This window comes from Aliiroseovarius sp. PrR006 (genome assembly GCF_010500215.1).
GTDB lineage: Bacteria > Pseudomonadota > Alphaproteobacteria > Rhodobacterales > Rhodobacteraceae > Aliiroseovarius.
On sequence record NZ_JAAGOY010000004.1, the window covers coordinates 504,051 to 524,589 of the forward strand.

A 20,539-nucleotide genomic window follows, 5' to 3' on the forward strand; every position below is an offset into this window, starting at 1 on the left:
TTCGCAATGAGAACTAATATGACCCAGAAGCTTCGCGGGATGATCGCAACGGGTGTTGTGACGCTGTCGACGGTGCTGGCCGCACAGGCCGAACCACAGCACGGGATCGCAATGTATGGTGACCCCGCCCTGCCCGCTGACTTCACCGCCCTGCCCCACGTGAACCCCGACGCCCCCAAAGGGGGCCGCATCGTTTTCGCTGAGGCCGGAAGCTTTGATAGCCTGCACCCCTATATCCGTAAGGGTAGCACGCCTTGGCAGCTGCGTTTCATGCTGGCCGAAAGCCTGATGGGCCGCAGCTATGACGAACCCTTCACCCTTTATGGCCTTCTGGCCGAGACGGTCGAGACCAACGACGACCGGACTTGGGTGGAATTCACACTGCGCGAAGAGGCTACGTTTTCGGACGGCACCCCCGTCACCGTGGAAGACGTAATGTGGTCGTATGAGACGCTCGGCACCAAGGGGCACCCGCGCTATCACGGCGCGTGGAACAAGATCGACACGATGGAGCAAACCGGCCCGCGCTCGATCAAATTCACCTTCAACACCGAAGACCGCGAGTTACCCCTGATCTTGGGCATGCGCCCGATTTTGCAGAAGGCCCAGTGGGAGGCCGCAGATTTTGATGCCTCCGGCGTGGACGTGCTGCCCATCACCTCGGGCCCTTACGTGATTGGCGACTTCGAACCCGGCCGCTACCTGACACTGAAGCGGAACCCCGATTACTGGGGCAAGGACGTGCCGTTCATGAAGGGGCAAGCCAATCTGGATGAAATCCGTTTTGATTACTACGGCGACGGAGGTGTGACCTTCGAGGCCTTCAAAGCGGGCGAGTCCAACACCCACCGCGAAACCAATGCGCATAAATGGGCCACGCAATTCGACTTTCCCGCCGTGCAGTCAGGCGACATCGTTCTGTCCGACATCCCGCATCAGCGCCCGACCGGCATCAAGGGTTATGTGATGAACACCCGCCGACCGGCGTTTCAGGACATTCGGGTCCGCGATGCAATGATCCATGCGTTCAACTTCGAATTCATCAACCAGACGATCCACGGCAACACCAAACGTCGTATCCAGTCCTATTTCCACAACTCGGTTTTGGGCATGGCTTCCGGGGACGAAGCGCAGGGTAAAGTGCGTGCGCTGCTGGACGGGCTGGCGGGCGACATCCCTCCCGGAGCGATCGAAGGCTACAGCCTGCCCGTGTCCGACGGCTCGGAGCGCAATCGTAAAGGCATCCGCACCGCGATGGGCTTGATGGAAGAAGCAGGCTGGACCGTGCAGAATGGCGTGATGAAGAATGCCGCAGGCGAGCCCTTCACCTTCGAGATTCTTCTGAAGTCCGGAGCTGATGAGAACCGGCAAGAGATCGAGATCTTCTCTGCCGCGCTGTCGCGTCTGGGGATCACGCCGACGATCACCTCGGTCGATAGCGCCCAGTACAAGGAACGCACCACCGCGTTTGACTTCGACATGGCCTATTACTGGCGCGGTCTGTCGCTGTCTCCGGGCAACGAACAGAAGCTTTATTGGGGTGGCGACAGTGCGGACACCGAAGGCTCGCGCAACTGGATGGGTGTGAAGAACCCGGCCATCGACGCGCTGATCGACGCCATGCTGACTGCCGAAGATCAGGACGGCTTCCGCGCCGCCGTGAAGGCCTTGGACCGCGTTCTGACCGCCAGCCGCTTCGTCATTCCGCTGGGCTATAGCGAACTGTCGCACGTTGCCCATGCGAAAGAGCTGCACTTCCCTGCGCGCATCCCGATGTATGGCGACTATCTGGGCTTCCAACCCGAGATTTGGTGGTACGAGGAATAAGCTTGAACTGACTTCGGGCGGCGGCTAGGCATCGCGCAACGCGATCATCTGCCGCCCGGAGGTCTCATGGGTATTTTCGAACGCTTTCTGTCCGTCTGGGTCGCCTTGTGCATCACCGCGGGCGTTCTTTTGGGCAACCTGATGCCCGGTCTGTTCCAAACCATCGCAGCGCTTGAGATATCCAAGGTGAACCTTGTGGTCGCCGTGCTGATCTGGGTGATGATCTATCCGATGATGGTGCAGGTCGATTTCGCCTCGATCAAGGATATTGGCCGCCGCCCCAAGGGGCTGGTGCTGACGCTGGTAATCAATTGGCTGATCAAGCCCTTCACCATGGCAGCACTTGGCTGGTTGTTCTTCCGCGTGATCTTTGCCGGTCTGGTCGAGCCTGAAACCGCCAATGAATACATCGCCGGCATGATCCTTCTGGGCGTGGCGCCGTGCACAGCGATGGTTTTTGTCTGGAGCCAGCTGACCAAGGGCGATCCGGCCTATACGCTGGTGCAGGTCAGCGTGAATGACGTGATCATGATTTTCGCCTTCGCCCCTATCGCGGCCTTCCTGCTGGGCATCTCGGACGTGACCGTCCCGTGGGAGACGCTGTTGCTATCCGTCATCCTTTACGTGGTCCTACCGCTGACTGCGGGCATCGTGACGCGTGCGCGGCTGGTGAAACGCGGGGAGGCCGCGCTGGATGGCTTTCTGGCTCGTCTGAAACCATGGTCTGTAGTTGGCCTGCTTGCCACCGTCGTGTTGCTGTTTGGCTTTCAAGCGCAGACCATCTTGGCCAAGCCGCTGGCCATCGTCCTGATCGCTGTGCCGCTTCTGATCCAAACCTATGGGATCTTCGCCATCGCCTATGGCGCGGCGAAAGCGATGATGCTGCCGCACAACATCGCAGCGCCCGCCTGCATGATCGGCACGTCGAACTTCTTTGAGCTGGCAGTGGCTGTGGCGATTTCGCTCTTTGGCCTGAACTCGGGCGCGGCATTGGCCACCGTGGTCGGTGTGTTGGTCGAGGTGCCTGTGATGCTGTCGCTGGTGGCAATCGCCAACCGCACGCGCCACTGGTTCCCAAACACCTGAAAACTTAGGTCAGCGAAGTCACCCACAGGATCAACGCATCCTCTTCGCTGACCGAGATCACGTTATGCCCCATCGAGGCATCGTAGTAAGCGCTGTCACCGCGACGCATCTCGACCGGCTCGTAGAATTCGGTGATCAGACGCACGGCGCCCGTCAGGACATAGAGGAATTCTTCGCCATCATGGCGGACCCAGCCGTCGAACTCATCGAACGAGCGGGCACGGACACGGGCGCGGTAGGGTAGCATGGATTTCTTGGTCAGGGCGCCCGCCAGCATCTCGTGTTCATAGGTCGTGGTCGGGTGCGATGCGCCCTCGCCTGACTTGGTCACGGCCATCCGACCCGACACCTGCGCAGACTTCGGCGCGGTGAACAGCTGCGGCACCGAAATCTCAAGCCCGACGGCCAGCTTCTTCAGTGCTTCATAGGTGGGCGACATCTGACCGTTTTCGATCTTGGACAGGGTCGAGCGCGCAAGACCCGCCTGCCCCGCCGCCTGCTCCAACGTCCAACCGCGTGACTTACGCAGCTCGCGTACACGCTCGCCCAGATTCAGCGGGCTGGGATCTGGCAGGTCTTCCCCGGTTTCACGGGCAAGTTGGATTAGGCTGGGTTGGTCTGCTTTCGTCATGCCCCTTGCATACAGACAATCTGCGCTGATGCAACCACACGGCTTGCATCCGGCGCCATCCCTTGGCACATCAGAATGATGATCTCGGAATTGATGCCTTCCTCGCCGCTTGCCCCCGCCCCTTCGCCCTTCAACATGGCAGAGTACGTGCTGCAACATGCAGAACGTCTGGGCGACAAGTCGGCGCTAGAAATTGTGTCGGCAGACGCTGCGCCAAACGCGACATGGACCTATGCCCAACTAGAGCGCGCGGTGCGGGGTGTCGCGACCGGGCTTCTGGACCAAGGGCTACAGCCCGGAGACCGCGTGCTACTGCGTCTGGGCAACACGGTGGACTTCCCGCTGGGCTTCTTGGGGGCCATCGCAGCCGGTCTTGTGCCGATCCCCAGTTCGTCTCAGCTGACCTGCGCCGAAATTACCCGCATGGCCGATTTGGTGGTACCGTCCTTGATCATCGCGGATCCCGGCATCGCCCTGCCCGACCCGGCGCCCTGCAATGTGATTGACACCGAGACCCTGCACGGGTTCACCGATCTGCCCCCGGCCGCCTTTCACCAAGGCAACCCCGAGCGGCCCGCCTATATCATCTTCACCTCTGGCACCTCTGGCCAAGCGCGCGCCGTGCTGCATGCCCACCGCGCGATTTGGGCGCGGCAGATGATGTGGGACGGCTGGTATGGGATCACCGAAGACGACCGCATGATGCATGCCGGCGCCTTCAACTGGACCTATACACTGGGCACCGGGCTGATGGACCCGTGGTCCGTCGGTGCGACCGCGCTAATCCCGGCGGCGGGCAGCACGCCCGATGACCTGTCTGCCTTGCTGCACAGCGAAAGCGTCAGCATCTTTGCCGCAGCCCCCGGCGTCTATCGCCAGATGCTGAAACATGACCTGCCCCCGTTGCCCAACCTGCGCCATGGGCTGTCTGCGGGCGAGAAGCTGCCCGACTTCACCCGCGCCCGATGGGTAGATCAGACCAGCACCCCCATTCACGAGGCGTTCGGCATGTCCGAATGCTCGACCTTCATATCGGGATCCCCCTCAAGACCCTCACCGAACGGCGCGCTGGGCTTTGGTCAGGCTGGTCGGCATCTGGCGGTACTGGACGCAGACGGCGCGCCCGTGCCGTTGGGCGCCGCAGGCACGCTTGCCATTCACCGCAGCGACCCCGGCTTGATGCTGGAATATCTGAACGCGCCCGACGCCACCGCCGCGAAGTTTCAGGGTGACTGGTTTCTGACCGGCGACAGTGCCTCGATGTCCGAAACAGGTGCGTTTACCTACGAGGGCCGCTCCGACGACATCATGAACGCAGGTGGCTATCGCGTGTCCCCGATCGAGGTCGAGGCCGTCATGGCCCAGCATCCCGGCATCAGCGAGGCCGCCTGCGTTGAAGTTTCCGTGAAGGCGGATGCATCTGTAATCGGCTGCTTCTATATCCCTTCTGATGCCCCCGTATCCGATGATGAGCTGTCCCAACATGCCCACGCCCTTCTGGCCCACTATAAATGCCCGCGGCTGTTTCAGCCCATCGACTGCCTGCCACGATCCACGAATAATAAGCTTTCACGGGCAGCCTTACGCCTGTTGGTTGACGCGCACGGCAAAGAAATCACCTGACCTCTTCCCAAACCTATCAATCCCAGATAGAGCTAACCGCTATAGGAGTATCATATGATCCGTCTGGACATTTTCTCTGATCCGATCTGCCCCTGGTGCTACATCGGAAAAGCGAGACTAGATTTTGCATTGGAATCCCGCCCTGATCACCCGTTTCAGGTGCAGTGGCATCCTTTCCAACTGAACCCGGAAATGCCGCCCGAAGGCATGGATCGACGCACCTATCTGGAAAACAAATTTGGCGGTCAGCAAAAGGCCGTGAAAGCCTATATGCCGGTCATCGAAGAAGCTGCCGCATCGGGTGTCGAGATCAATCTGGAAGCCATCAAGCGCACACCAAACACGATGAACGCCCATCGCGTGATCCATTGGGCGGGGCTTGAGGGGAAACAAAACGCTGTGGTCGACCGGCTGTTCCGCGCCTATTTCGTCGAAGGGCGTGATCTCGGCGACAATGAGGTCCTATGCGACATCGCCGCCAGCGCCGGAATGGACGGCGAGATGGTCGCCCGTCTGCTGGCCTCGTCCGCGGACGCAAGCGACCTTCTGGCCCGCGACATGGACGCACGCCAAAAAGGGGTGAACTCGGTCCCGACCTTCGTGATCGCGAACCAACACGTTGTGCCCGGAGCGCAACCGATCAAGCTGTGGCAGCAGGTCATTGATGACATCATGGAACAGCTAGACGCCGCTGACGTTCAAAGTGGAACCCCTCTTCAGTGAGGCTGATGGCGAACCCACCAGTCGAGCCATTGCGCTTGCGGGAATACGTACTGCTGATGGCAGCCCTGTTTTCGATGGTGGCGTTCTCGATTGACTCGATCCTGCCAGCTTTGCCTGAAATCGCGTCTTTACTGGTTCCTGATGACGTCAACCGTGCACAGCTTCTGATCAGCTCCTTTGTGATCGGAGCGGGTGCCGGGCAGCTGATCTTCGGCCCCCTGTCAGACGCAATCGGACGGCGCTGTTCGCTGGCGCTGGGCATGCTGCTTTACATGCTGGCGGCCTTCGCGGCCCTCTGGGCGCAATCGCTCGAGGCCCTTCTGTTCTGGCGCTTCATCCAAGGTCTGGGCGCCGCAGGACCACGAACCTGTGGCATGGCGATGACCCGCGACCTTTACGAAGGACGCCAGATGGCGCGGGTCAACTCGATGGCGTTCACCTTCTTCGTCCTCGTCCCGGCCGTTGCGCCGTTGATCGGACAATGGGTGGTTCTGGGCTTTGGCTGGCGGCATATGTTTACCACCTATATCTTGCTGGCAATCGCCATTCTGACATGGTTTCTTCTACGTCAGCCCGAAACGCTGACCCCGGAACGCCGTCGCCCGCTGTCCCCCCGTCCGACACTGGAAGCCTTTGCGATTGTTCTGAAAAGCCGAGTCACACTGTTGTATATGGGCGTGATTACCTTTGCCTTTGCCCAATTGATCGCCTTCATCAGTTCCGCCCAACAGATATTTGTCGACGTATTAGGCGCCGGCACGAAGTGGCCAGTCTATTTCGCTTGTATCACGGTGTTTTCGGCTGCGTCTGGGCTTCTAAACGCGCGGCTGGTGATGCGGATCGGGATGCGTCGCTTGGCGCAGGCAGGGTTTGCAACGCAGACAGTTCTGGCAGGTCTGACCCTGACCTTCTGGTGCGTGTACGAGCCGCAAGGGCATGGCGCGCTGGTCATCTTCTGCCTCTGGGCCACCACCCTTTTCTTCCTGAACGGGCTGAGCTTTGGCAACCTGAACGCCCTGGCCATCCAGCCCCTTGGACATGTCGCCGGGACTGCCAGCGCAATCATCGGCGCGCTTCCGACCGTGGCCGCGATGGCAATCGCAGCGCCCATTGGGTTAGCCTTCAACGGCACGCCCCTGCCCCTGATGACCGGCGTTACGATCTGCTCCGGCCTGGCGCTGTTGCTGATGCAATTCGACCGTAAAAACGACCACTAGTCCCGCCCATGGCAGAGGTTGCACCTCATACAAAAAAAGCCGCCCAAGCCATTTGGCTAGGCGGCTTTCTCGTTTGCAAATGATGACTTAAAACGGTGCTTCTAGATCGCTGAGGCGAACATAGACCGTCTTCAGCTCGGAGTAATGTTCGATCGCCGCTTTCGAGTTCTCACGTCCCACACCCGATGCTTTCGAACCGCCAAAAGGCGCCTCGACTGGCGCGTCGTTATAGGTGTTGATATAGCAGGTGCCCGCCTCGAACCCGGCAACCACGCGGTGGGCGCGGGTCAGGTCATTGGTGAACACGCCAGCTGCCAGACCGAACTCGGTGTCATTGGCGCGGGCCATAACCTCGGCCTCGTCCTCGAAATCCAGAACCGACATGACGGGGCCAAAGATTTCCTCGCGGGCAATGGTCATGTCATCGGTTACATCGGCAAAGACGGTGGGCTGCAGATAGAAGCCATCGCCCTCGATCCGCGCACCGCCATAAGCCAGACGTGCGCCCTCTTCCTTGCCCTTTTCGATGTAGTTCTGGACGATGTTCAACTGCCCTTCGCTAACCATCGGGCCAAACGAGGTATCAGGGTCCAGCGGGTCACCGATCACAGCGCCATCCAGACGTTCTGCCAAACGCTTCAGGAAGGCTTCCTTGATGCCCTTCTGAACAAACACGCGCGTGCCATTCGAGCAGACCTGACCCGACGAATAGAAGTTGCCCAGAATCGCACCCGACACGGCGTTCTCGACATCCGCATCATCAAAAACGATCATCGGGGATTTGCCGCCCAGTTCCATCGTGACGTGCTTCAGACCTGCGGCCGCAGCGGCATAGACCTTGCGGCCTGTTGGCACCGATCCGGTCAACGAGACCTTGGCGACACGGTCATCTGTCACCAACGCGGCACCCACGTCGCCATAGCCCTGAATGACGTTAAAAATGCCAGCAGGTGCGCCTGCTTCGATCATGATCTCGGCAACTTTCAACGCGGAAAGCGGCGTGGTTTCCGACGGTTTGAAGATCGAGCTGTTGCCGCAAGCCAGCGCAGGCGCGGCTTTCCAGCAGGCGATTTGCGTCGGATAGTTCCACGCGCCGATGCCCACACAAACGCCAAGCGCCTCGCGGCGGGTATAGACGAAATCCCCGTCCGGCATCTGGATGTGTTCGCCGGTCAGCGACCCAGCCAGGCCACCGAAATATTCCAGTGCATCCGCGCCCGAGGTGGCGTCCGCAACGCTGGTCTCCTGATAGGGTTTACCCGTGTCCAGCGTTTCCAGAACCGACAGATCGTGGTTGCGTTCACGCATGATGTCAGCGGCGCGACGCAGAATGCGGCCCCGCTCGGTTCCGGTCATTGCGGCCCAGTCCTTCTGGGCGGCGAGCGACGAGGTGATGGCTTGTTCGATGACTGCGGGCGTAGCGGAATGCAGTTTTGCAATGACCTCGCCGGTGGCGGGGAAGATCACGTTGATTTCGGCTCCTGCGGTGTCTTCAACAAAGGCACCGTTGATGAAATGGCTGGCTTGAGGTTGTGCGCGCATGTTGCACCTTTCCAGTTTGCCCCGACAATTTGGCGAGGCGACAGTTCAGTTTGATCCGGTTGTGTCAGATGTGACATCCGGGTGCTATTCAAAAGGCGACAGGCTAAGGCCAGAGCGCGCCGTTGACGCGACGCACCCTACAGGCTCAATCTTGCAAAGATGGAACAGATCAGCCCTTGTAATCCATGGCGACGACAAATTTTTCCGAGCTATCGGAACGGCTGGAAGGCGGCTTCACGTTCATCACCTTGTTGAATTTCGTCTTCAACAATTTCTGTAGCTCGCCCTCGGCCCCGCCTGCCAGCACCTTGGCGACAAAGGTACCGCCTTCGTCCAGCACATCGAACGCGAAATACGCCGCTGCTTCGCATAGCGAAATGATGCGCAGGTGGTCGGTCTGTTTGTGCCCCGAGCTAGACGCCGCCATGTCGGACATGACCACATCGGCCTTTCCGCCCAGCCAATCACGCACAACTTGGTCTGCATCGTCTTCCATGAAATCGAGCTGTTCGAAGCGGGCACCGGCCAGCGGTTCGACTTCCTGCAGGTCTACACCCAGATAGGTGCCAATGCGCTTGCCCGACTTCTCACCCAACGCGTTGATACGCGGAACAGCAACCTGCGCCCAGCCCCCGGGTGCGCAGCCAAGATCAACGACGCGTGCGCCGTTTACAAGGAACCGGTATTTATCATCCAATTCCATGATCTTATAGGCCGCACGGCCGCGAAACCCTTCGGCCTGAGCGCGTTGCACATAGGGATCATTTAGCTGGCGCTGCAACCATCGGGTCGACGAACTGCGCCGACCGCGCGCGGTTTTCACCTTCACGGTCAGGTCACGCTGACCCCGGCCCGAGCTTTTGCGCGTGCGCTTTGAATACTTGTTGCCACCCCCTTGGGGGCCGCCGGAGTTACCATCGTCTTGAGACATCAGAAAGGTCCGCCTTCCAACACGCCGTCCGAGGACATTTGAGAATAAAGGATGCCTTCTCTAAGGCCACGATCCGCAACTGACAAGCGGTCAGTCGGCCAGACGCGCAGAAGCGCCTGCAAAATCGCTGATCCGGACATGATCAACGATTGCCGATCCCGTCCAATATGAGAGTTCACGCGCCGCCCCTTAGGTCCCATCGCCAGATAACCCTGGATCACACGTTCGATCTGTTCGGACGTCATGCGCAACCCGTCTACGCGGGTCCGATCATAGCGGCGCAGCCCCAGATGGGTCGCCGCAACCGTTGTCACCGTGCCGGAGGTACCGATGATCTGAAACCCTTCGCGGGGCGGTTCGTGGTGAAACGGGCTGAAATCGGCCAGTTGCTCTTCGAAATGGACCGACATCAAGGCATAGCGCCCGGCGTCGTCTTCCACATCATCAAACATCTCGCGCAGGGTTGCCACGCCCAGAGGGACGGAAATCCAGTCCACCACACTGGCGGCTGGGAAGTCGCCCACGCCGCCCGAAAACCCGCGCCCCATCCGCATGATGGATTGCGCGCGGTCCAGCGGCGGGACTTTCGACAGGTCGATCCAGACAAGCTCGGTCGAGCCGCCACCAATATCCACCACCAAAAGTTGCTCGGTCTTGGTCGACACCAAAGGTGCGCAAGACACCACGGCCAGACGTGCTTCTTCCTCGGGCTTGATGATTTCCAGCTCCAACCCGGTTTCGCGCCGGATATTGGCCATGAAATTCTTGCCGTTGGTCGCACGGCGGCAGGCCTCGGTCGCGACTAGGCGCATCCGCTTCACATCATGCTTGATCAGCTTCTTGCGGCAAATCCGCAGCGCCTGAATGGTGCGCGACATGGACGAGCGGCTTAACCGGCCCGAGGCTTCCAAACCACGACCCAATTGCACGGATTTCGAGAAGCTGTCCACAACATGAAACTGACTACCCTTTGGCTGGGCAATCAGCATGCGACAACTGTTTGTTCCGAGGTCCAGAGCCGCATAAAGGCTGGCCGGATCCACGGGGGATGGCACGGGGGCTACTACCGCTTTCGGGAACACGCCCGCACCTTTGGGACGCTTGGGCGTCATTGGTCACGCCCTCCATTTCAAGTTACCCTCAAGATAGGGTGCATGGCCGGTGCTGGCAATCCCTGCGGGGCGGCAAATGTAACTCTCTCATGTCATAATCAACATGAAAGGTTTTCACGGCGCGTGGCATAGCCTCTACCGCTCGTTTTTCGTATGCCTTTGGCGCGGAACGTCCGAACGCGACCCCCGTGAAGCCTGTGAAGTCGCTTGTGAAACGCGGCGTGTCGAAAATCGACACAAGGTGCGGGGCAAGCGCGACTACGAATAGAGAACGAAGAAAAGGGAGAATCGCAATGCCAGACGTCACCATCGTTTATTGGAGGGACATCCCCGCCCAGGTGATCGTGGGTAAAGGGCGCCGTGGGACCAAAGCCCCCCTGCCCGAGCGGTTCGAACAGGCCATTGACCGGGCTGCCATGAAGGTGAACGCAAAAGACAGCGACGCCTATCTGGCGGAATGGCGCAAGGCTGACCCTTTTTCTGTCGAAGGTGACCCGCAAGAGATCGCGACGGCCGAGGCTGCGCGCTTGGACGCGGAATATGACAAAGAGCGGCTTGTCGCTCTGATTGGCAACGACGGATGGGCTTGATCCCACCCTCTATCAAGGAGGCAGCCATGGCGCTGTTGAACTTCCGCAAGAAGCCGACCGAAGGTCAGGCCAATGCCGCATCCCCCGAACTTCAGGCCTTCCTGAAGGGCTATTCGATTGAAATCATGCCGCGTACGGCTGGTAAGGTCGAAGACTTCCGTGACCTTCTGCCAGAAGGCACGCGGGTCTATATCGCCCATATCGAAGGCACGCCGATCGAGGACATGGTCGCCACCGCCAAGCGCGTCAAGGAAGAAGGCTTCGACGTGATGCCCCACTTCCCGGCACGCATCATCAAAGACAAGGCCACTCTGGCTGACTGGATTGCCCAGTATCAGGGCGAAGCCGACGTCAAACAGGGCCTGATCCTTGCCGGCGGCGTTGCCCAGCCGGTTGGCGAGTTCGACAGCTCGATGCAGCTTCTGGAAACCGGTCTGTTTGATCAAGCAGGCTTTACCCACCTGAACGTCGCTGGCCACCCCGAGCCGAACCTGGACATCGACCCCAAGGGCGGTCGTGCCAACACCTATGCGGCGCTGGACTGGAAACAGGAATTCTCGAAACGCACCGACGCCGAGATGGCACTGGCCACCCAGTTCTGTTTTGAAGCCGATCCGGTCATCCAATGGGCAAACGAACTGGCCGAGCGCGGCATGAACCTACCGATCCACATCGGCATCGCGGGTCCGGCCAAGCTGCAGACCATGATCAAGTTCGCCATCGCCTGTGGCGTGGGCCCGTCCCTGAAAGTGCTGCAAAAGCGTGCCAAGGACGTGTCGAAGCTGCTGCTGCCGCACGAACCGACCGAGGTTCTGAATGATCTGGCGCTGCACAAAGCCGCCAATCCCGACTTTAACATCACCCAGGTGCACTTCTTCCCGCTGGGCGGGATCAAGACCAACGCCAACTGGGCCATCGAGCATGGCGGAGACAACACCGCCCCCGTCAACGCGACCAAAGGATAATCAAGAATGACCCGTACCATCGTCGAAAGCGCGACCAAGACCTCGATCATCGGCTTTGACCAGCCGTTTTCCGTGATCGGCGAGCGCATCAACCCGACTGGCCGCAAAATCCTGAACGAAGAGCTGGAGCGCGACGACTTCAGCCGTGTTGAACGTGATGCGATTGCTCAGGTTGCCGCTGGCGCGACCATTTTGGACATCAACTCGGGCGCTGTGTTCTCGAACAAGATGGCCGAAGATCCGCGTTACGCCGACAACAACTTTGTCGAGCCTGACCTGATGCGCAAACTGGTGGAAACTGTGCAGGCCGTCACTGACTGCCCGCTCTGCATCGACTCGTCGGTTCCCGGCGCACTGGAAGCAGGTCTGGAAGCCGCCAACGGTCGCCCGCTTCTAAACTCGGTCACCGGCGAAGAAGAGCGTCTGGAACTGGTTCTGCCGCTGGTCAAAAAATACAATGTGCCGGTCGTGGCGATTTCGAACGACGACACCGGTATTTCGGAAGACCCGGAAGTGCGTTTTGCCGTTGCCAAAAAGATCGTGGAACGCGCTGCTGACTTCGGCATCCCCGCCCATGACATCGTGGTTGACCCGCTGGTCATGCCGATCGGCGCGATGGGCACCGCCGGGCTTCAGGTGTTTGAACTGAACCGTCGCCTGCGTGACGAGTTGGGCGTGAACACCACCTGTGGCGCCTCAAACATCTCGTTTGGTCTGCCCAACCGTCACGGCATCAACAACGCCTTCCTGCCGATGGCAATGGCAACCGGCATGACCTCGGCGATCATGAACCCGATCGCCCTGCCCGTTGGCCCCAAAAAGCTGGCGGAAAAGAAAGCCGAGATCGAAGCCAAAGGCATCGTCGTTCCGGCCGATATGGATGATGAAACCTTCTGCCAGGTGTTTGGTCTGGGCTCAACGAAACCGCGCGCAGGTAAGGAAATGGAAGCCATCCGCGCCGCCAACTTCCTGACCAACAACGACGAAGGTGGCGCCAACTGGATCGCCTTCAACAAGCCCTCCGGTGAAGCTGGTGGTGCCGGTGGTCGTCGCGGTGGCCGTCGCCGTCGCGGCTAAGGCTGACACATAAAACACATGCAAAGGCCCGCCATTTTGGCGGGCCTTTCACGTTTTGTGTGTGCCAAATCCGCAAAAACCATGGAAAAAAACGCCTTCTGACGTCCCTCTGGCTTGCGTCAACGGTTAACTTGCCTATCATCAACCTCGTTCGCAGTTCCGTCCCGGGACATTTTATCTCGGGGACGACGGGGCTTTTAACTATCGATTTCGATCAAAAAACGCCGGAGTAATATCCATGAAAGTTACCGCTACACTTCTTCTGATTGCGATGACCACCCTTGCAGCTTGCGCCACCGAGCCCGAGCCCGTTGTCGTCGCCGAGCCGACCTATGACAAAATGGGCAACCCCATGTAATGGTGGTTTACCCCAAAGAAAGCCCGCGCTTGTCGCGGGCTTTTTTTTGCCCTGAAGTCGGGGCTCCCTCCGCATCAGCGCCCACTGTGATCTTCATACGTCCCGCGTCAAAACAGATTCTGACAGTTTGATTTCCCGCAAATAAACCACCATAACGCGAGCGCTAATTGTCCATAAATGCCGCAAACAGAAGGACATTGATCGTGTCGACACCCAACCGCCCTCCGCTAAAGGGGATCACTATTTTGGACCTGACGCACGTGCTGGCGGGGCCCTATTGCTCGATGATCCTGTCGGATCTTGGGGCCAAGGTGATCAAGATTGAGCAGCCCGGCATTGGCGATGACACACGGCATTTCCCACCGTTTCGCGACGGTCACAGCGCCTATTTCGCCACCATCAACCGCGACAAACAGTCGATCGCGCTGGATCTGAAGGACGAGGTGGATCGCGCCGTGTTTGAACGGCTGTTGGCACAGGTCGACGTGGTGATGGAAAACTACCGCCCCGGTGTGATGGAACGCCTGGGCTATGGCTGGGACACCCTGTCAGACCGCCATCCGCATCTGATCTATGGCGCCGTGTCAGGATTTGGGCACACGGGACCGGACGCAATGAAACCCGCCTATGACATGGTGGTGCAAGCGCGTGGCGGCGTGATGTCGATCACCGGCGAAAAAAACCGTGAACCCGTGCGGGTTGGGGCCTCGGTCGGGGACATTGTCGCAGGTATGTTTCTGGGCCACGGGCTGCTGGCCGCGCTGTATCAACGCGAAAAGACCGGTAAGGGGCAAAAAGTCGACGTAGCGATGCTGGACAGCCAGTTGGCAATTATCGAACATGCAATCGCCATCACCGGCGAGACCGGCATTCCGCCAGAACCGTGCGGGGCACGTCACCCCTCGATCGCGCCATTTGAAACCTATCATACCGCAGATGGCCTGATGGTCATCGCCTGCGGCAACGATGTGCTGTTCAAAAAGCTGTGCCATGTGCTTGGGAAGCCAAAATGGGCCACCCGACCCGAATTTGCAAACAACCTTGCCCGCTGCGAAAATGTGCAGTTGCTGCGCCGTCGGATCGAAACGGTGACCCTAGGACAAACACGCAGCCATTGGCTTGAGCTTCTGACCGCTGAAGGCATTCCTTGCGGTCCCATCCAAAACGTCGCCGAAGCCATGCAAGACCCGCAAATACTGGCGCGCAACATGGTTAAATACCTACCTGCCCCAGACGGCGGCAAGCCGTTCGTTGCAGCGGGAAACCCAATCAAGATGAGCAATCTGGACGACACAAATAATCCCGGTGCAGCGCCTCTTTTGGACGGTGACCGCGCCGCAGTTCTGGATTGGCTGGCCGAACAAGAGCGCTGATCCGCACGCACAGACAAAAAACGGCGTTTCCAGACAATTTATGCCGCAAGCAGGCATTGCGCGCGCCTGTACGTTCCTTAAATTGATTGAAAATCAACAGGAAAGACGCGCGCAATGTCTCAGGATCCTTTGGTCATCTTCACTCCTTCCGGCAAACGGGGTCGTTTCCCGGTTGGCACCCCCATTCTGACCGCCGCCCGCCAATTGGGCGTAGATCTGGATTCGGTCTGTGGCGGGCGTGGTATCTGCTCGAAATGCCAGGTCACCCCCAGCTTTGGCGAGTTTCCAAAGCATGGTGTCACCGTCGAAGAGGACGCCCTATCCGAATGGAACAAGGTCGAACAGCGCTATGACGACATCCGCGGACTACCCAAGGGCCGCCGTCTGGGCTGTCAGGCGACCGTGCAGGGCGATGTGGTCGTCGATGTGCCACCAGAAAGCCAAGTCCACAAACAGGTGGTCCGCAAACGCGCCGAGGCGCGCGAGATCACGTTGGACCCAGTCGTGAAGCTTTACTATGTCGAGGTCGAAGAGCCCGACATGCACGAGCCTTCGGGCGATCTGGAACGTCTTGTCACAGCCCTTGAAGAGCAATGGGAAATCAAAGGCGTACGTGCCGACCTTCACATTCTGTCCTCGTTACAACCCTGCCTGCGCAAAGGCGAATGGAAGGTCACCGTTGCCGTCCATCTGGGAGATGAAGAAAATCCGCCTCGGGTCATGCATGTCTGGCCCGGCTATCACGAAGGCAGCGTTTATGGTATGGCCGTAGACCTTGGCTCCACCACCATTGCGGCCCATCTGTGCGACATGTCGACCGGCGAGGTCGTGGCGTCCTCGGGCCTAATGAACCCGCAAATCCGCTTTGGCGAAGACCTGATGAGCCGCGTCAGCTATTCCATGATGAACGCGGGCGGCGCACAGGAAATGACCGATGCGGTACGCGAGGGCATGGACGCGCTCTTCACCCAGATCGCTGCGGATGCCGAAATCGACAAGCACTTGATCATGGATGTGGTCGTGGTTTGCAACCCGGTCATGCACCACCTGTTCCTTGGCATTGACCCGTTCGAGCTGGGACAGGCGCCCTTTGCGCTGGCGACGTCCGACGCGCTGCGCCTGAGGGCCACGGATGTGGATCTGACCATCCACCCCCTCGCCCGCCTGTACATGCTTCCCTGTATCGCAGGCCATGTGGGCGCGGACGCCGCAGCCGTTGCGCTGTCGGAGGCCCCGGACAAGTCTGACGACCTTGTGCTGGTCGTGGACGTGGGCACCAATGCCGAGATTTTGCTGGGCGACAAGGACGGCGTGCTGGCCTGTTCTTCGCCCACCGGCCCTGCTTTTGAAGGTGCACAGATCAGCGCGGGCCAACGCGCAGCCCCCGGAGCGATTGAACGTGTCGAGATCGACTCCGTCACCAAGGAACCCCGTTTCCGCGTGATCGGTAGCGACATCTGGTCCGACCAAGGCGGTTTTTCCGCCGCGACCGCTGTGACCGGCGTCACCGGCATCTGTGGCTCGGGCATTATCGAGGTGATCGCCGAGATGCGTCTGGCCGGCCTAGTGGATGCAGGCGGGCTGATCGGCTCGGCCGAGCAAACCGGCACCGACCGCTGCTTTGCCGATGGCCGTACCAACGCCTACCGCCTGTGGGACGGGGACGAGGATCAGAAGCCGATCACCGTCACCAATGGCGACATTCGCGCCATCCAAATGGCCAAAGCCGCGCTTTATTCCGGTGCGCGTCTGTTGATGGATAAGCGTGGTGTCGACAAGGTGGACCGCGTGGTGCTGGCAGGTGCGTTTGGCGCGCATATTTCGGCCAAGCACGCGATGGTTCTGGGCATGATCCCAGACTGTGAGCTGGACAAGGTGACCTCGGCGGGCAACGCGGCAGGCACCGGCGCGCGGATCGCGCTGCTGAACCGCGCTGCACGGGCCGAGATCGAAGACACAGTGCGCAAGATCACCAAGATCGAAACCGCCGTGGAAGCCAAATTCCAAGAGCATTTCGTCAACGCCTCGGCCATGCCGAACTCGGCCGATCCCTTCCCGATCCTGCGATCCGTGGTCGATCTGCCCGAACCCAGCTTCAACACAGGCGGTGGAGACGAAGAAGGCGGCGGCCGCCGTCGACGTCGTCGCCGGGGGTAACCCTGATAACGGCTTGAACTTCCTTATCCCATGGCATAGCTCAATGGGTAAGGCGGGTGTAGCTCAATGGTAGAGCAGCAGCTTCCCAAGCTGACGACGAGGGTTCGATTCCCTTCACCCGCTCCAAGCCTTCCCCCAAGCGCTACCTGCCGAGGTTTCCATGTTCGTCCACACAGACCTTCCGCTTGTCACACCGCTGACAGCACAGCAGTTGCAACGCGCAGGTGTGCCCGAGGGCTGGAATTTCGGTCAAGCTGACCGCGTGCGTTTTCACGAGCTTGATGCGCTGAACCATGTGAATAACATCGTCTATCTGCGCTGGTTCGAGGATATTCGCATCCCCTATTTCCACACCCATGCAATCACCAGCTACAATTCTGAAGACGATCCGCAGGTCGTGCTGGCCACCAACGCAGCGCGCTATTTCAAGCCGATGTTTCTGGGCGAAACCTTCGTCGTCACGGCACGCTGTACCAGCTTCCGCAACAGCTCTTTCGTGTTGGAATACGGCGTCTGGGTCGAGGGCGAGCTACGTTGCTCGGGCGAGACGGTGATTGTCACACTTGAGCAGGACGGCAAGACCAAACGCCCACTCAGCCCCGAGGTCATTGCCGCGCTGACCGCGGACGGCGCCACTAAGGCAGGGTAAGCCAATCGGACACGCCGCCGGGTAGATCGGGGCGGAAATAGGCGATCATGCGTCCTTCTGACGGTGCTTTGGCCCCGTCCTGCCATGGCGCGACGCCGTGTAGCGTGAAACGATCCATCAGATAGGCCTCGCCGGGGGTGGCATGAACCGTGATGCGCGAGCAGGTTTCAAACACCTCTCGGCGCGCCGCTTGGTAAGCCTGCGTGACATCATGGCGGCGCATTTGATCAGCGGGCACATCTTCGAATGCATCTCGCAACGCTTTACGCATGATCAGATGGCTGCCCTCCCACAAGACCAACGGGCTGGCGCGGTCATCCGTGCGGTTCAGGGGAATGCCGATGACATAAGCATGCGCCTCGGCCACGCAGCGCCCTCCGCCTGACAGTTCAGGCTTCAACCCGTCCAAATGCGCGGCGTCTCGGTCGCGACGATAGCGGAACCCGGCATCCGTCTCGTGCGGGTCACGCTGGGGATAGCCCGGATAGGTGATCGACACCTGCGCCCGGTCCAGATCGTACCAGCCAAAGCGGTTCTCGGTGAAGTCGCGCAATGCACCCGTCAACGCGGGTCCACCCCCGACATGCCCCTGCCCGTCATTGGCGATGGCATTCACCCCGACAAACCACGTGCCCCCGGCGCGCAGCCAAGTTGCGATCTGCTCGGGGTCATTTCGCGCCTCAAGCGCCAACGGAGTGACGTGATCGACCCACGCTGCGATGGCTTTGTCATAGGCAAACTTGACCCACCCGTTGCGATCAAACGCAGCGCGCAGGGCGTCTACCATCCCAAAGCCTTACGGAGCATGTTCAACGCGACCAGCGTCAGGAACACAGCGAATACGCGCTTCAACGGTTTCGGGTCCATCGCATGGGCCAGTTTCACCCCCAAAGGCGCAGTAAACAGGGTCATCGACACGATCAAAACGAAGGCAGGCATATTTACGGCCCCGATGGTCCAAGGCGGACGCACAGCCGGGTCAATCTGAACGAAGAGGAATCCAAGGACCGAGGGCACCGCGATCAGAACGCCGAACCCGGCTGCTGTCGCCACCGCCTTGTGAATGGGGCGCCCGTGCAGGGTCATCAGGGGGACGCCAAAGCTTCCGCCTCCGATCCCCATCAGGACCGACAGGAAGCCCAGAACAGGAGCCAGCATGGCAACCTTTGGACCTTTGGGCATGTCTTCTGCCAGACGCCAATGGGCCTTTCCAAGCCCTAGATACGCGCCGATACACAGGCCCAGTACGCCGAAAATCGCTTGCAAAACTATGGATTTCAAACCCGAGGCGATGATCACGCCGATCAGCGCACCCGCGGCAATGCCCGGTGCCCAGCCCTTCAGGATGCCCCAATCCACCGCGCCCTTCTTGTTGTGCGATAGAACCGACCTGACCGAGGTTACGATGATCGTCGCCAGCGAGGTCGCCAGACAGATCTGCATCAGCTGGTCCGAGCCATAGCCAAGCGCCGAGAACGCATAGAAAAACGCGGGGACCAATACGATCCCGCCACCTACGCCCAGAAGTCCGGCCAACACGCCCGCAAAGGCCCCGATCGCGGCCAATAGCGCAGTCATGGGAAGAAGCAGGGATGGATCCGGCATGGGGTGACCTCAGTCGGCAGGGACGTGTTCAGGCACAGATGACAGGGCTTCGGCGACCAGTGCAACCCCTGCCCCCGGTTTCGTCGCCCCTTCTGACAGGATACGTCGCCATTTACGGGCGCCGGGACGCCCCGTGAAAATGCCCAGCATGTGGCGGGTGATCGAATGCAGGCGGAGGCCTTCGGCCAAGCGCGCTTCGATATAGGGATACATCGCCTCGACCACCTCATGGGCTGAGCGTCCGGGCGTGGTGTCTCCAAAGATCTGTTGATCAGCGTCCAGCAGCACGGTTGCCGGGTCGTGATACGCCGCCCGGCCGATCATCACACCGTCCATGACATCCAGATGCGCACGGGTTTCATCGAGCGTCGTGATGCCCCCGTTGATCGACAGATGCAGATGCGGAAACGCCTCTTTCATGCGGTGAACCAGGGGATAGTCCAAGGGCGGAATGTCCCGGTTTTCCTTTGGGCTGAGGCCCTGAAGCCACGCCTTGCGCGCGTGGATGGTGAAGCGGCTGACACCTGCGGCAGATACCTTTTCAAGGAAGTCCGGCAGCACAACTTCAGGGGCTTGATCATCCACGCCAATGCGGCATTTCACGGTGACTTCAACATCTTGCGCCGCGCTCTTCATGGCCGCCATACAGTCCGCGACCAATTCCGGGTCGCGCATCAGAACGGCGCCAAACGTGCCCGACTGCACCCGGTCAGACGGGCAGCCGACGTTCAGGTTCACCTCGTCATAGCCACGCTCGACACACAGCTTCGTGGCGGCGGCGAGTTCCTTCGGGTCCGACCCGCCAAGCTGCACAGCCACGGGGTGTTCTTCGGCATTATAGTCCAGAAGGTGCAGCGCTCCGCCACGCACCAAAGCGGGTGCGGTGACCATTTCCGTATAGAGCAGCGCGTGACGGCTCATCAGCCGGTGGAAATACCGGCAGTGACGGTCGGACCAGTCCATCATCGGGGCGACGGACAGGCGGGCAGCGTGGCGTATGGTCGATTGCGTAGTCATCGCGCGCTACATAGGCGATCCGCGCGCGGGATGCCAGAGGGCGGTCACCCGCCCCC

At 59.9% G+C, this 20,539-nt stretch carries 18 protein-coding genes and 1 tRNA gene; 12 read left to right on the forward strand and 7 right to left on the reverse strand.

The genetic code is table 11. The annotated features are described in order from the left end of the window. The first annotated feature begins 18 nt into the window (after positions 1 to 18). Positions 19 to 1,827, forward strand: coding sequence for an extracellular solute-binding protein (locus tag G0Q00_RS02545; RefSeq protein ID WP_370458522.1), 1,809 nt, complete (start codon positions 19 to 21; stop codon positions 1,825 to 1,827). A 66-nt stretch (positions 1,828 to 1,893) separates the two neighbouring features. After that, positions 1,894 to 2,913, forward strand: a complete 1,020-nt coding sequence (gene arsB / locus G0Q00_RS02550) for an ACR3 family arsenite efflux transporter (RefSeq protein ID WP_163036087.1) — start codon at positions 1,894 to 1,896, stop codon at positions 2,911 to 2,913. A gap of 4 nt (positions 2,914 to 2,917) precedes the next feature. Here the strand turns inward: arsB and G0Q00_RS02555 are convergent, their stop codons facing one another. Next, on the reverse strand, positions 2,918 to 3,544 hold the full coding sequence (locus tag G0Q00_RS02555) for a helix-turn-helix domain-containing protein (protein WP_163036089.1): 627 nt from the start codon (positions 3,542 to 3,544) through the stop codon (positions 2,918 to 2,920). Between the two features lie 78 nt (positions 3,545 to 3,622). Between G0Q00_RS02555 and G0Q00_RS02560 the strand changes: the two genes are divergently transcribed. Genes G0Q00_RS02560 through G0Q00_RS02570 form a run of 3 tightly spaced genes read left to right on the forward strand, consistent with a single transcriptional unit; the run spans position 3,623 to position 7,107 of the window. Continuing rightward, positions 3,623 to 5,167: a class I adenylate-forming enzyme family protein gene (locus G0Q00_RS02560; RefSeq protein ID WP_163036091.1), complete on the forward strand. Its 1,545-nt coding sequence runs from the start codon at positions 3,623 to 3,625 to the stop codon at positions 5,165 to 5,167. A 54-nt stretch (positions 5,168 to 5,221) separates the two neighbouring features. After that, positions 5,222 to 5,890 (forward strand): DsbA family oxidoreductase, encoded by a 669-nt coding sequence (locus G0Q00_RS02565; protein WP_163036093.1) that lies wholly within the window; start codon positions 5,222 to 5,224, stop codon positions 5,888 to 5,890. Between the two features lie 5 nt (positions 5,891 to 5,895). Next, a complete protein-coding gene (locus G0Q00_RS02570) occupies positions 5,896 to 7,107 on the forward strand; it encodes a multidrug effflux MFS transporter (protein ID WP_163036095.1) in 1,212 nt (403 codons plus the stop codon). A gap of 87 nt (positions 7,108 to 7,194) precedes the next feature. On the opposite strand, the gene betB is transcribed toward G0Q00_RS02570, so the two are convergent. The 3 genes from betB to G0Q00_RS02585 all read right to left on the reverse strand — a co-directional run bounded on the left by betB (position 7,195) and on the right by G0Q00_RS02585 (position 10,692). Next, positions 7,195 to 8,649 (reverse strand): betaine-aldehyde dehydrogenase, encoded by a 1,455-nt coding sequence (betB, locus tag G0Q00_RS02575; RefSeq protein WP_163036097.1) that lies wholly within the window; start codon positions 8,647 to 8,649, stop codon positions 7,195 to 7,197. Positions 8,650 to 8,818: 169 nt separating this feature from the next. Continuing rightward, positions 8,819 to 9,580 (reverse strand): RlmE family RNA methyltransferase, encoded by a 762-nt coding sequence (locus G0Q00_RS02580; RefSeq protein ID WP_163036099.1) that lies wholly within the window; start codon positions 9,578 to 9,580, stop codon positions 8,819 to 8,821. Next, positions 9,580 to 10,692 (reverse strand): Ppx/GppA phosphatase family protein, encoded by a 1,113-nt coding sequence (locus G0Q00_RS02585; RefSeq protein WP_163036101.1) that lies wholly within the window; start codon positions 10,690 to 10,692, stop codon positions 9,580 to 9,582. The genes G0Q00_RS02580 and G0Q00_RS02585 overlap by 1 nt, the downstream gene beginning before the upstream one ends. Positions 10,693 to 10,985: 293 nt before the next feature. Between G0Q00_RS02585 and G0Q00_RS02590 the strand changes: the two genes are divergently transcribed. The 7 genes from G0Q00_RS02590 to G0Q00_RS02620 all read left to right on the forward strand — a co-directional run bounded on the left by G0Q00_RS02590 (position 10,986) and on the right by G0Q00_RS02620 (position 17,861). Then, entirely contained in the window at positions 10,986 to 11,282 is a 297-nt protein-coding gene (locus G0Q00_RS02590; protein WP_163036103.1) for a virulence factor, read from the forward strand. Positions 11,283 to 11,308: 26 nt separating this feature from the next. Then, positions 11,309 to 12,247: a methylenetetrahydrofolate reductase gene (locus G0Q00_RS02595; RefSeq protein WP_163036105.1), complete on the forward strand. Its 939-nt coding sequence runs from the start codon at positions 11,309 to 11,311 to the stop codon at positions 12,245 to 12,247. A gap of 6 nt (positions 12,248 to 12,253) precedes the next feature. Then, positions 12,254 to 13,324: a methyltetrahydrofolate cobalamin methyltransferase gene (locus tag G0Q00_RS02600; RefSeq protein WP_163036107.1), complete on the forward strand. Its 1,071-nt coding sequence runs from the start codon at positions 12,254 to 12,256 to the stop codon at positions 13,322 to 13,324. Positions 13,325 to 13,885: 561 nt separating this feature from the next. Then, complete coding sequence (locus G0Q00_RS02605; RefSeq protein ID WP_163036109.1) at positions 13,886 to 15,055, forward strand: CoA transferase; 1,170 nt, start codon at positions 13,886 to 13,888, stop codon at positions 15,053 to 15,055. 114 nt (positions 15,056 to 15,169) lie between these two features. Continuing rightward, positions 15,170 to 17,212, forward strand: coding sequence for an ASKHA domain-containing protein (locus tag G0Q00_RS02610; RefSeq protein WP_163036111.1), 2,043 nt, complete (start codon positions 15,170 to 15,172; stop codon positions 17,210 to 17,212). Positions 17,213 to 17,264: 52 nt separating this feature from the next. Beyond that, a tRNA-Gly gene (locus G0Q00_RS02615) sits at positions 17,265 to 17,338 on the forward strand. Between the two features lie 34 nt (positions 17,339 to 17,372). Further along, the gene (locus G0Q00_RS02620) at positions 17,373 to 17,861 is read left to right on the forward strand and encodes a thioesterase family protein (protein ID WP_163036113.1); all 489 of its coding nucleotides are present in this window, start codon (positions 17,373 to 17,375) and stop codon (positions 17,859 to 17,861) included. Here the strand turns inward: G0Q00_RS02620 and G0Q00_RS02625 are convergent. The 3 genes from G0Q00_RS02625 to dusA are packed head-to-tail and all read right to left on the reverse strand — an operon-like array spanning position 17,848 to position 20,483. Then, a complete protein-coding gene (locus tag G0Q00_RS02625) occupies positions 17,848 to 18,648 on the reverse strand; it encodes a hypothetical protein (RefSeq protein ID WP_163036115.1) in 801 nt (266 codons plus the stop codon). The genes G0Q00_RS02620 and G0Q00_RS02625 overlap by 14 nt on opposite strands. Next, positions 18,642 to 19,466, reverse strand: a complete 825-nt coding sequence (locus tag G0Q00_RS02630; RefSeq protein ID WP_163036117.1) for a sulfite exporter TauE/SafE family protein — start codon at positions 19,464 to 19,466, stop codon at positions 18,642 to 18,644. Before G0Q00_RS02630 ends, G0Q00_RS02625 begins: the two co-directional genes overlap by 7 nt. 9 nt (positions 19,467 to 19,475) lie before the next feature. Then, positions 19,476 to 20,483: a tRNA dihydrouridine(20/20a) synthase DusA gene (dusA, locus tag G0Q00_RS02635; RefSeq protein WP_163036119.1), complete on the reverse strand. Its 1,008-nt coding sequence runs from the start codon at positions 20,481 to 20,483 to the stop codon at positions 19,476 to 19,478. Positions 20,484 to 20,539 lie beyond the last annotated feature (56 nt).

What these genes read in the sequence shown, in the direction of transcription:
- G0Q00_RS02570 (WP_163036095.1), top strand. Translation starts at nt 5,896, where the DNA reads ATGGCGAACCCACCAGTCGAGCCATTGCGCTTGCGGGAATACGTACTG.
- G0Q00_RS02545 (WP_370458522.1), top strand. Translation starts at nt 19, where the DNA reads ATGACCCAGAAGCTTCGCGGGATGATCGCAACGGGTGTTGTGACGCTG.
- G0Q00_RS02580 (WP_163036099.1), bottom strand. Translation starts at nt 9,580, where the DNA reads ATGTCTCAAGACGATGGTAACTCCGGCGGCCCCCAAGGGGGTGGCAAC.
- G0Q00_RS02600 (WP_163036107.1), top strand. Translation starts at nt 12,254, where the DNA reads ATGACCCGTACCATCGTCGAAAGCGCGACCAAGACCTCGATCATCGGC.
- dusA (WP_163036119.1), bottom strand. Translation starts at nt 20,483, where the DNA reads ATGACTACGCAATCGACCATACGCCACGCTGCCCGCCTGTCCGTCGCC.
- G0Q00_RS02625 (WP_163036115.1), bottom strand. Translation starts at nt 18,648, where the DNA reads ATGGTAGACGCCCTGCGCGCTGCGTTTGATCGCAACGGGTGGGTCAAG.
- G0Q00_RS02620 (WP_163036113.1), top strand. Translation starts at nt 17,373, where the DNA reads ATGTTCGTCCACACAGACCTTCCGCTTGTCACACCGCTGACAGCACAG.
- G0Q00_RS02565 (WP_163036093.1), top strand. Translation starts at nt 5,222, where the DNA reads ATGATCCGTCTGGACATTTTCTCTGATCCGATCTGCCCCTGGTGCTAC.
- G0Q00_RS02555 (WP_163036089.1), bottom strand. Translation starts at nt 3,544, where the DNA reads ATGACGAAAGCAGACCAACCCAGCCTAATCCAACTTGCCCGTGAAACC.
- G0Q00_RS02595 (WP_163036105.1), top strand. Translation starts at nt 11,309, where the DNA reads ATGGCGCTGTTGAACTTCCGCAAGAAGCCGACCGAAGGTCAGGCCAAT.
- G0Q00_RS02610 (WP_163036111.1), top strand. Translation starts at nt 15,170, where the DNA reads ATGTCTCAGGATCCTTTGGTCATCTTCACTCCTTCCGGCAAACGGGGT.
- G0Q00_RS02560 (WP_163036091.1), top strand. Translation starts at nt 3,623, where the DNA reads ATGATCTCGGAATTGATGCCTTCCTCGCCGCTTGCCCCCGCCCCTTCG.
- G0Q00_RS02590 (WP_163036103.1), top strand. Translation starts at nt 10,986, where the DNA reads ATGCCAGACGTCACCATCGTTTATTGGAGGGACATCCCCGCCCAGGTG.
- G0Q00_RS02630 (WP_163036117.1), bottom strand. Translation starts at nt 19,466, where the DNA reads ATGCCGGATCCATCCCTGCTTCTTCCCATGACTGCGCTATTGGCCGCG.
- betB (WP_163036097.1), bottom strand. Translation starts at nt 8,649, where the DNA reads ATGCGCGCACAACCTCAAGCCAGCCATTTCATCAACGGTGCCTTTGTT.
- arsB (WP_163036087.1), top strand. Translation starts at nt 1,894, where the DNA reads ATGGGTATTTTCGAACGCTTTCTGTCCGTCTGGGTCGCCTTGTGCATC.
- G0Q00_RS02585 (WP_163036101.1), bottom strand. Translation starts at nt 10,692, where the DNA reads ATGACGCCCAAGCGTCCCAAAGGTGCGGGCGTGTTCCCGAAAGCGGTA.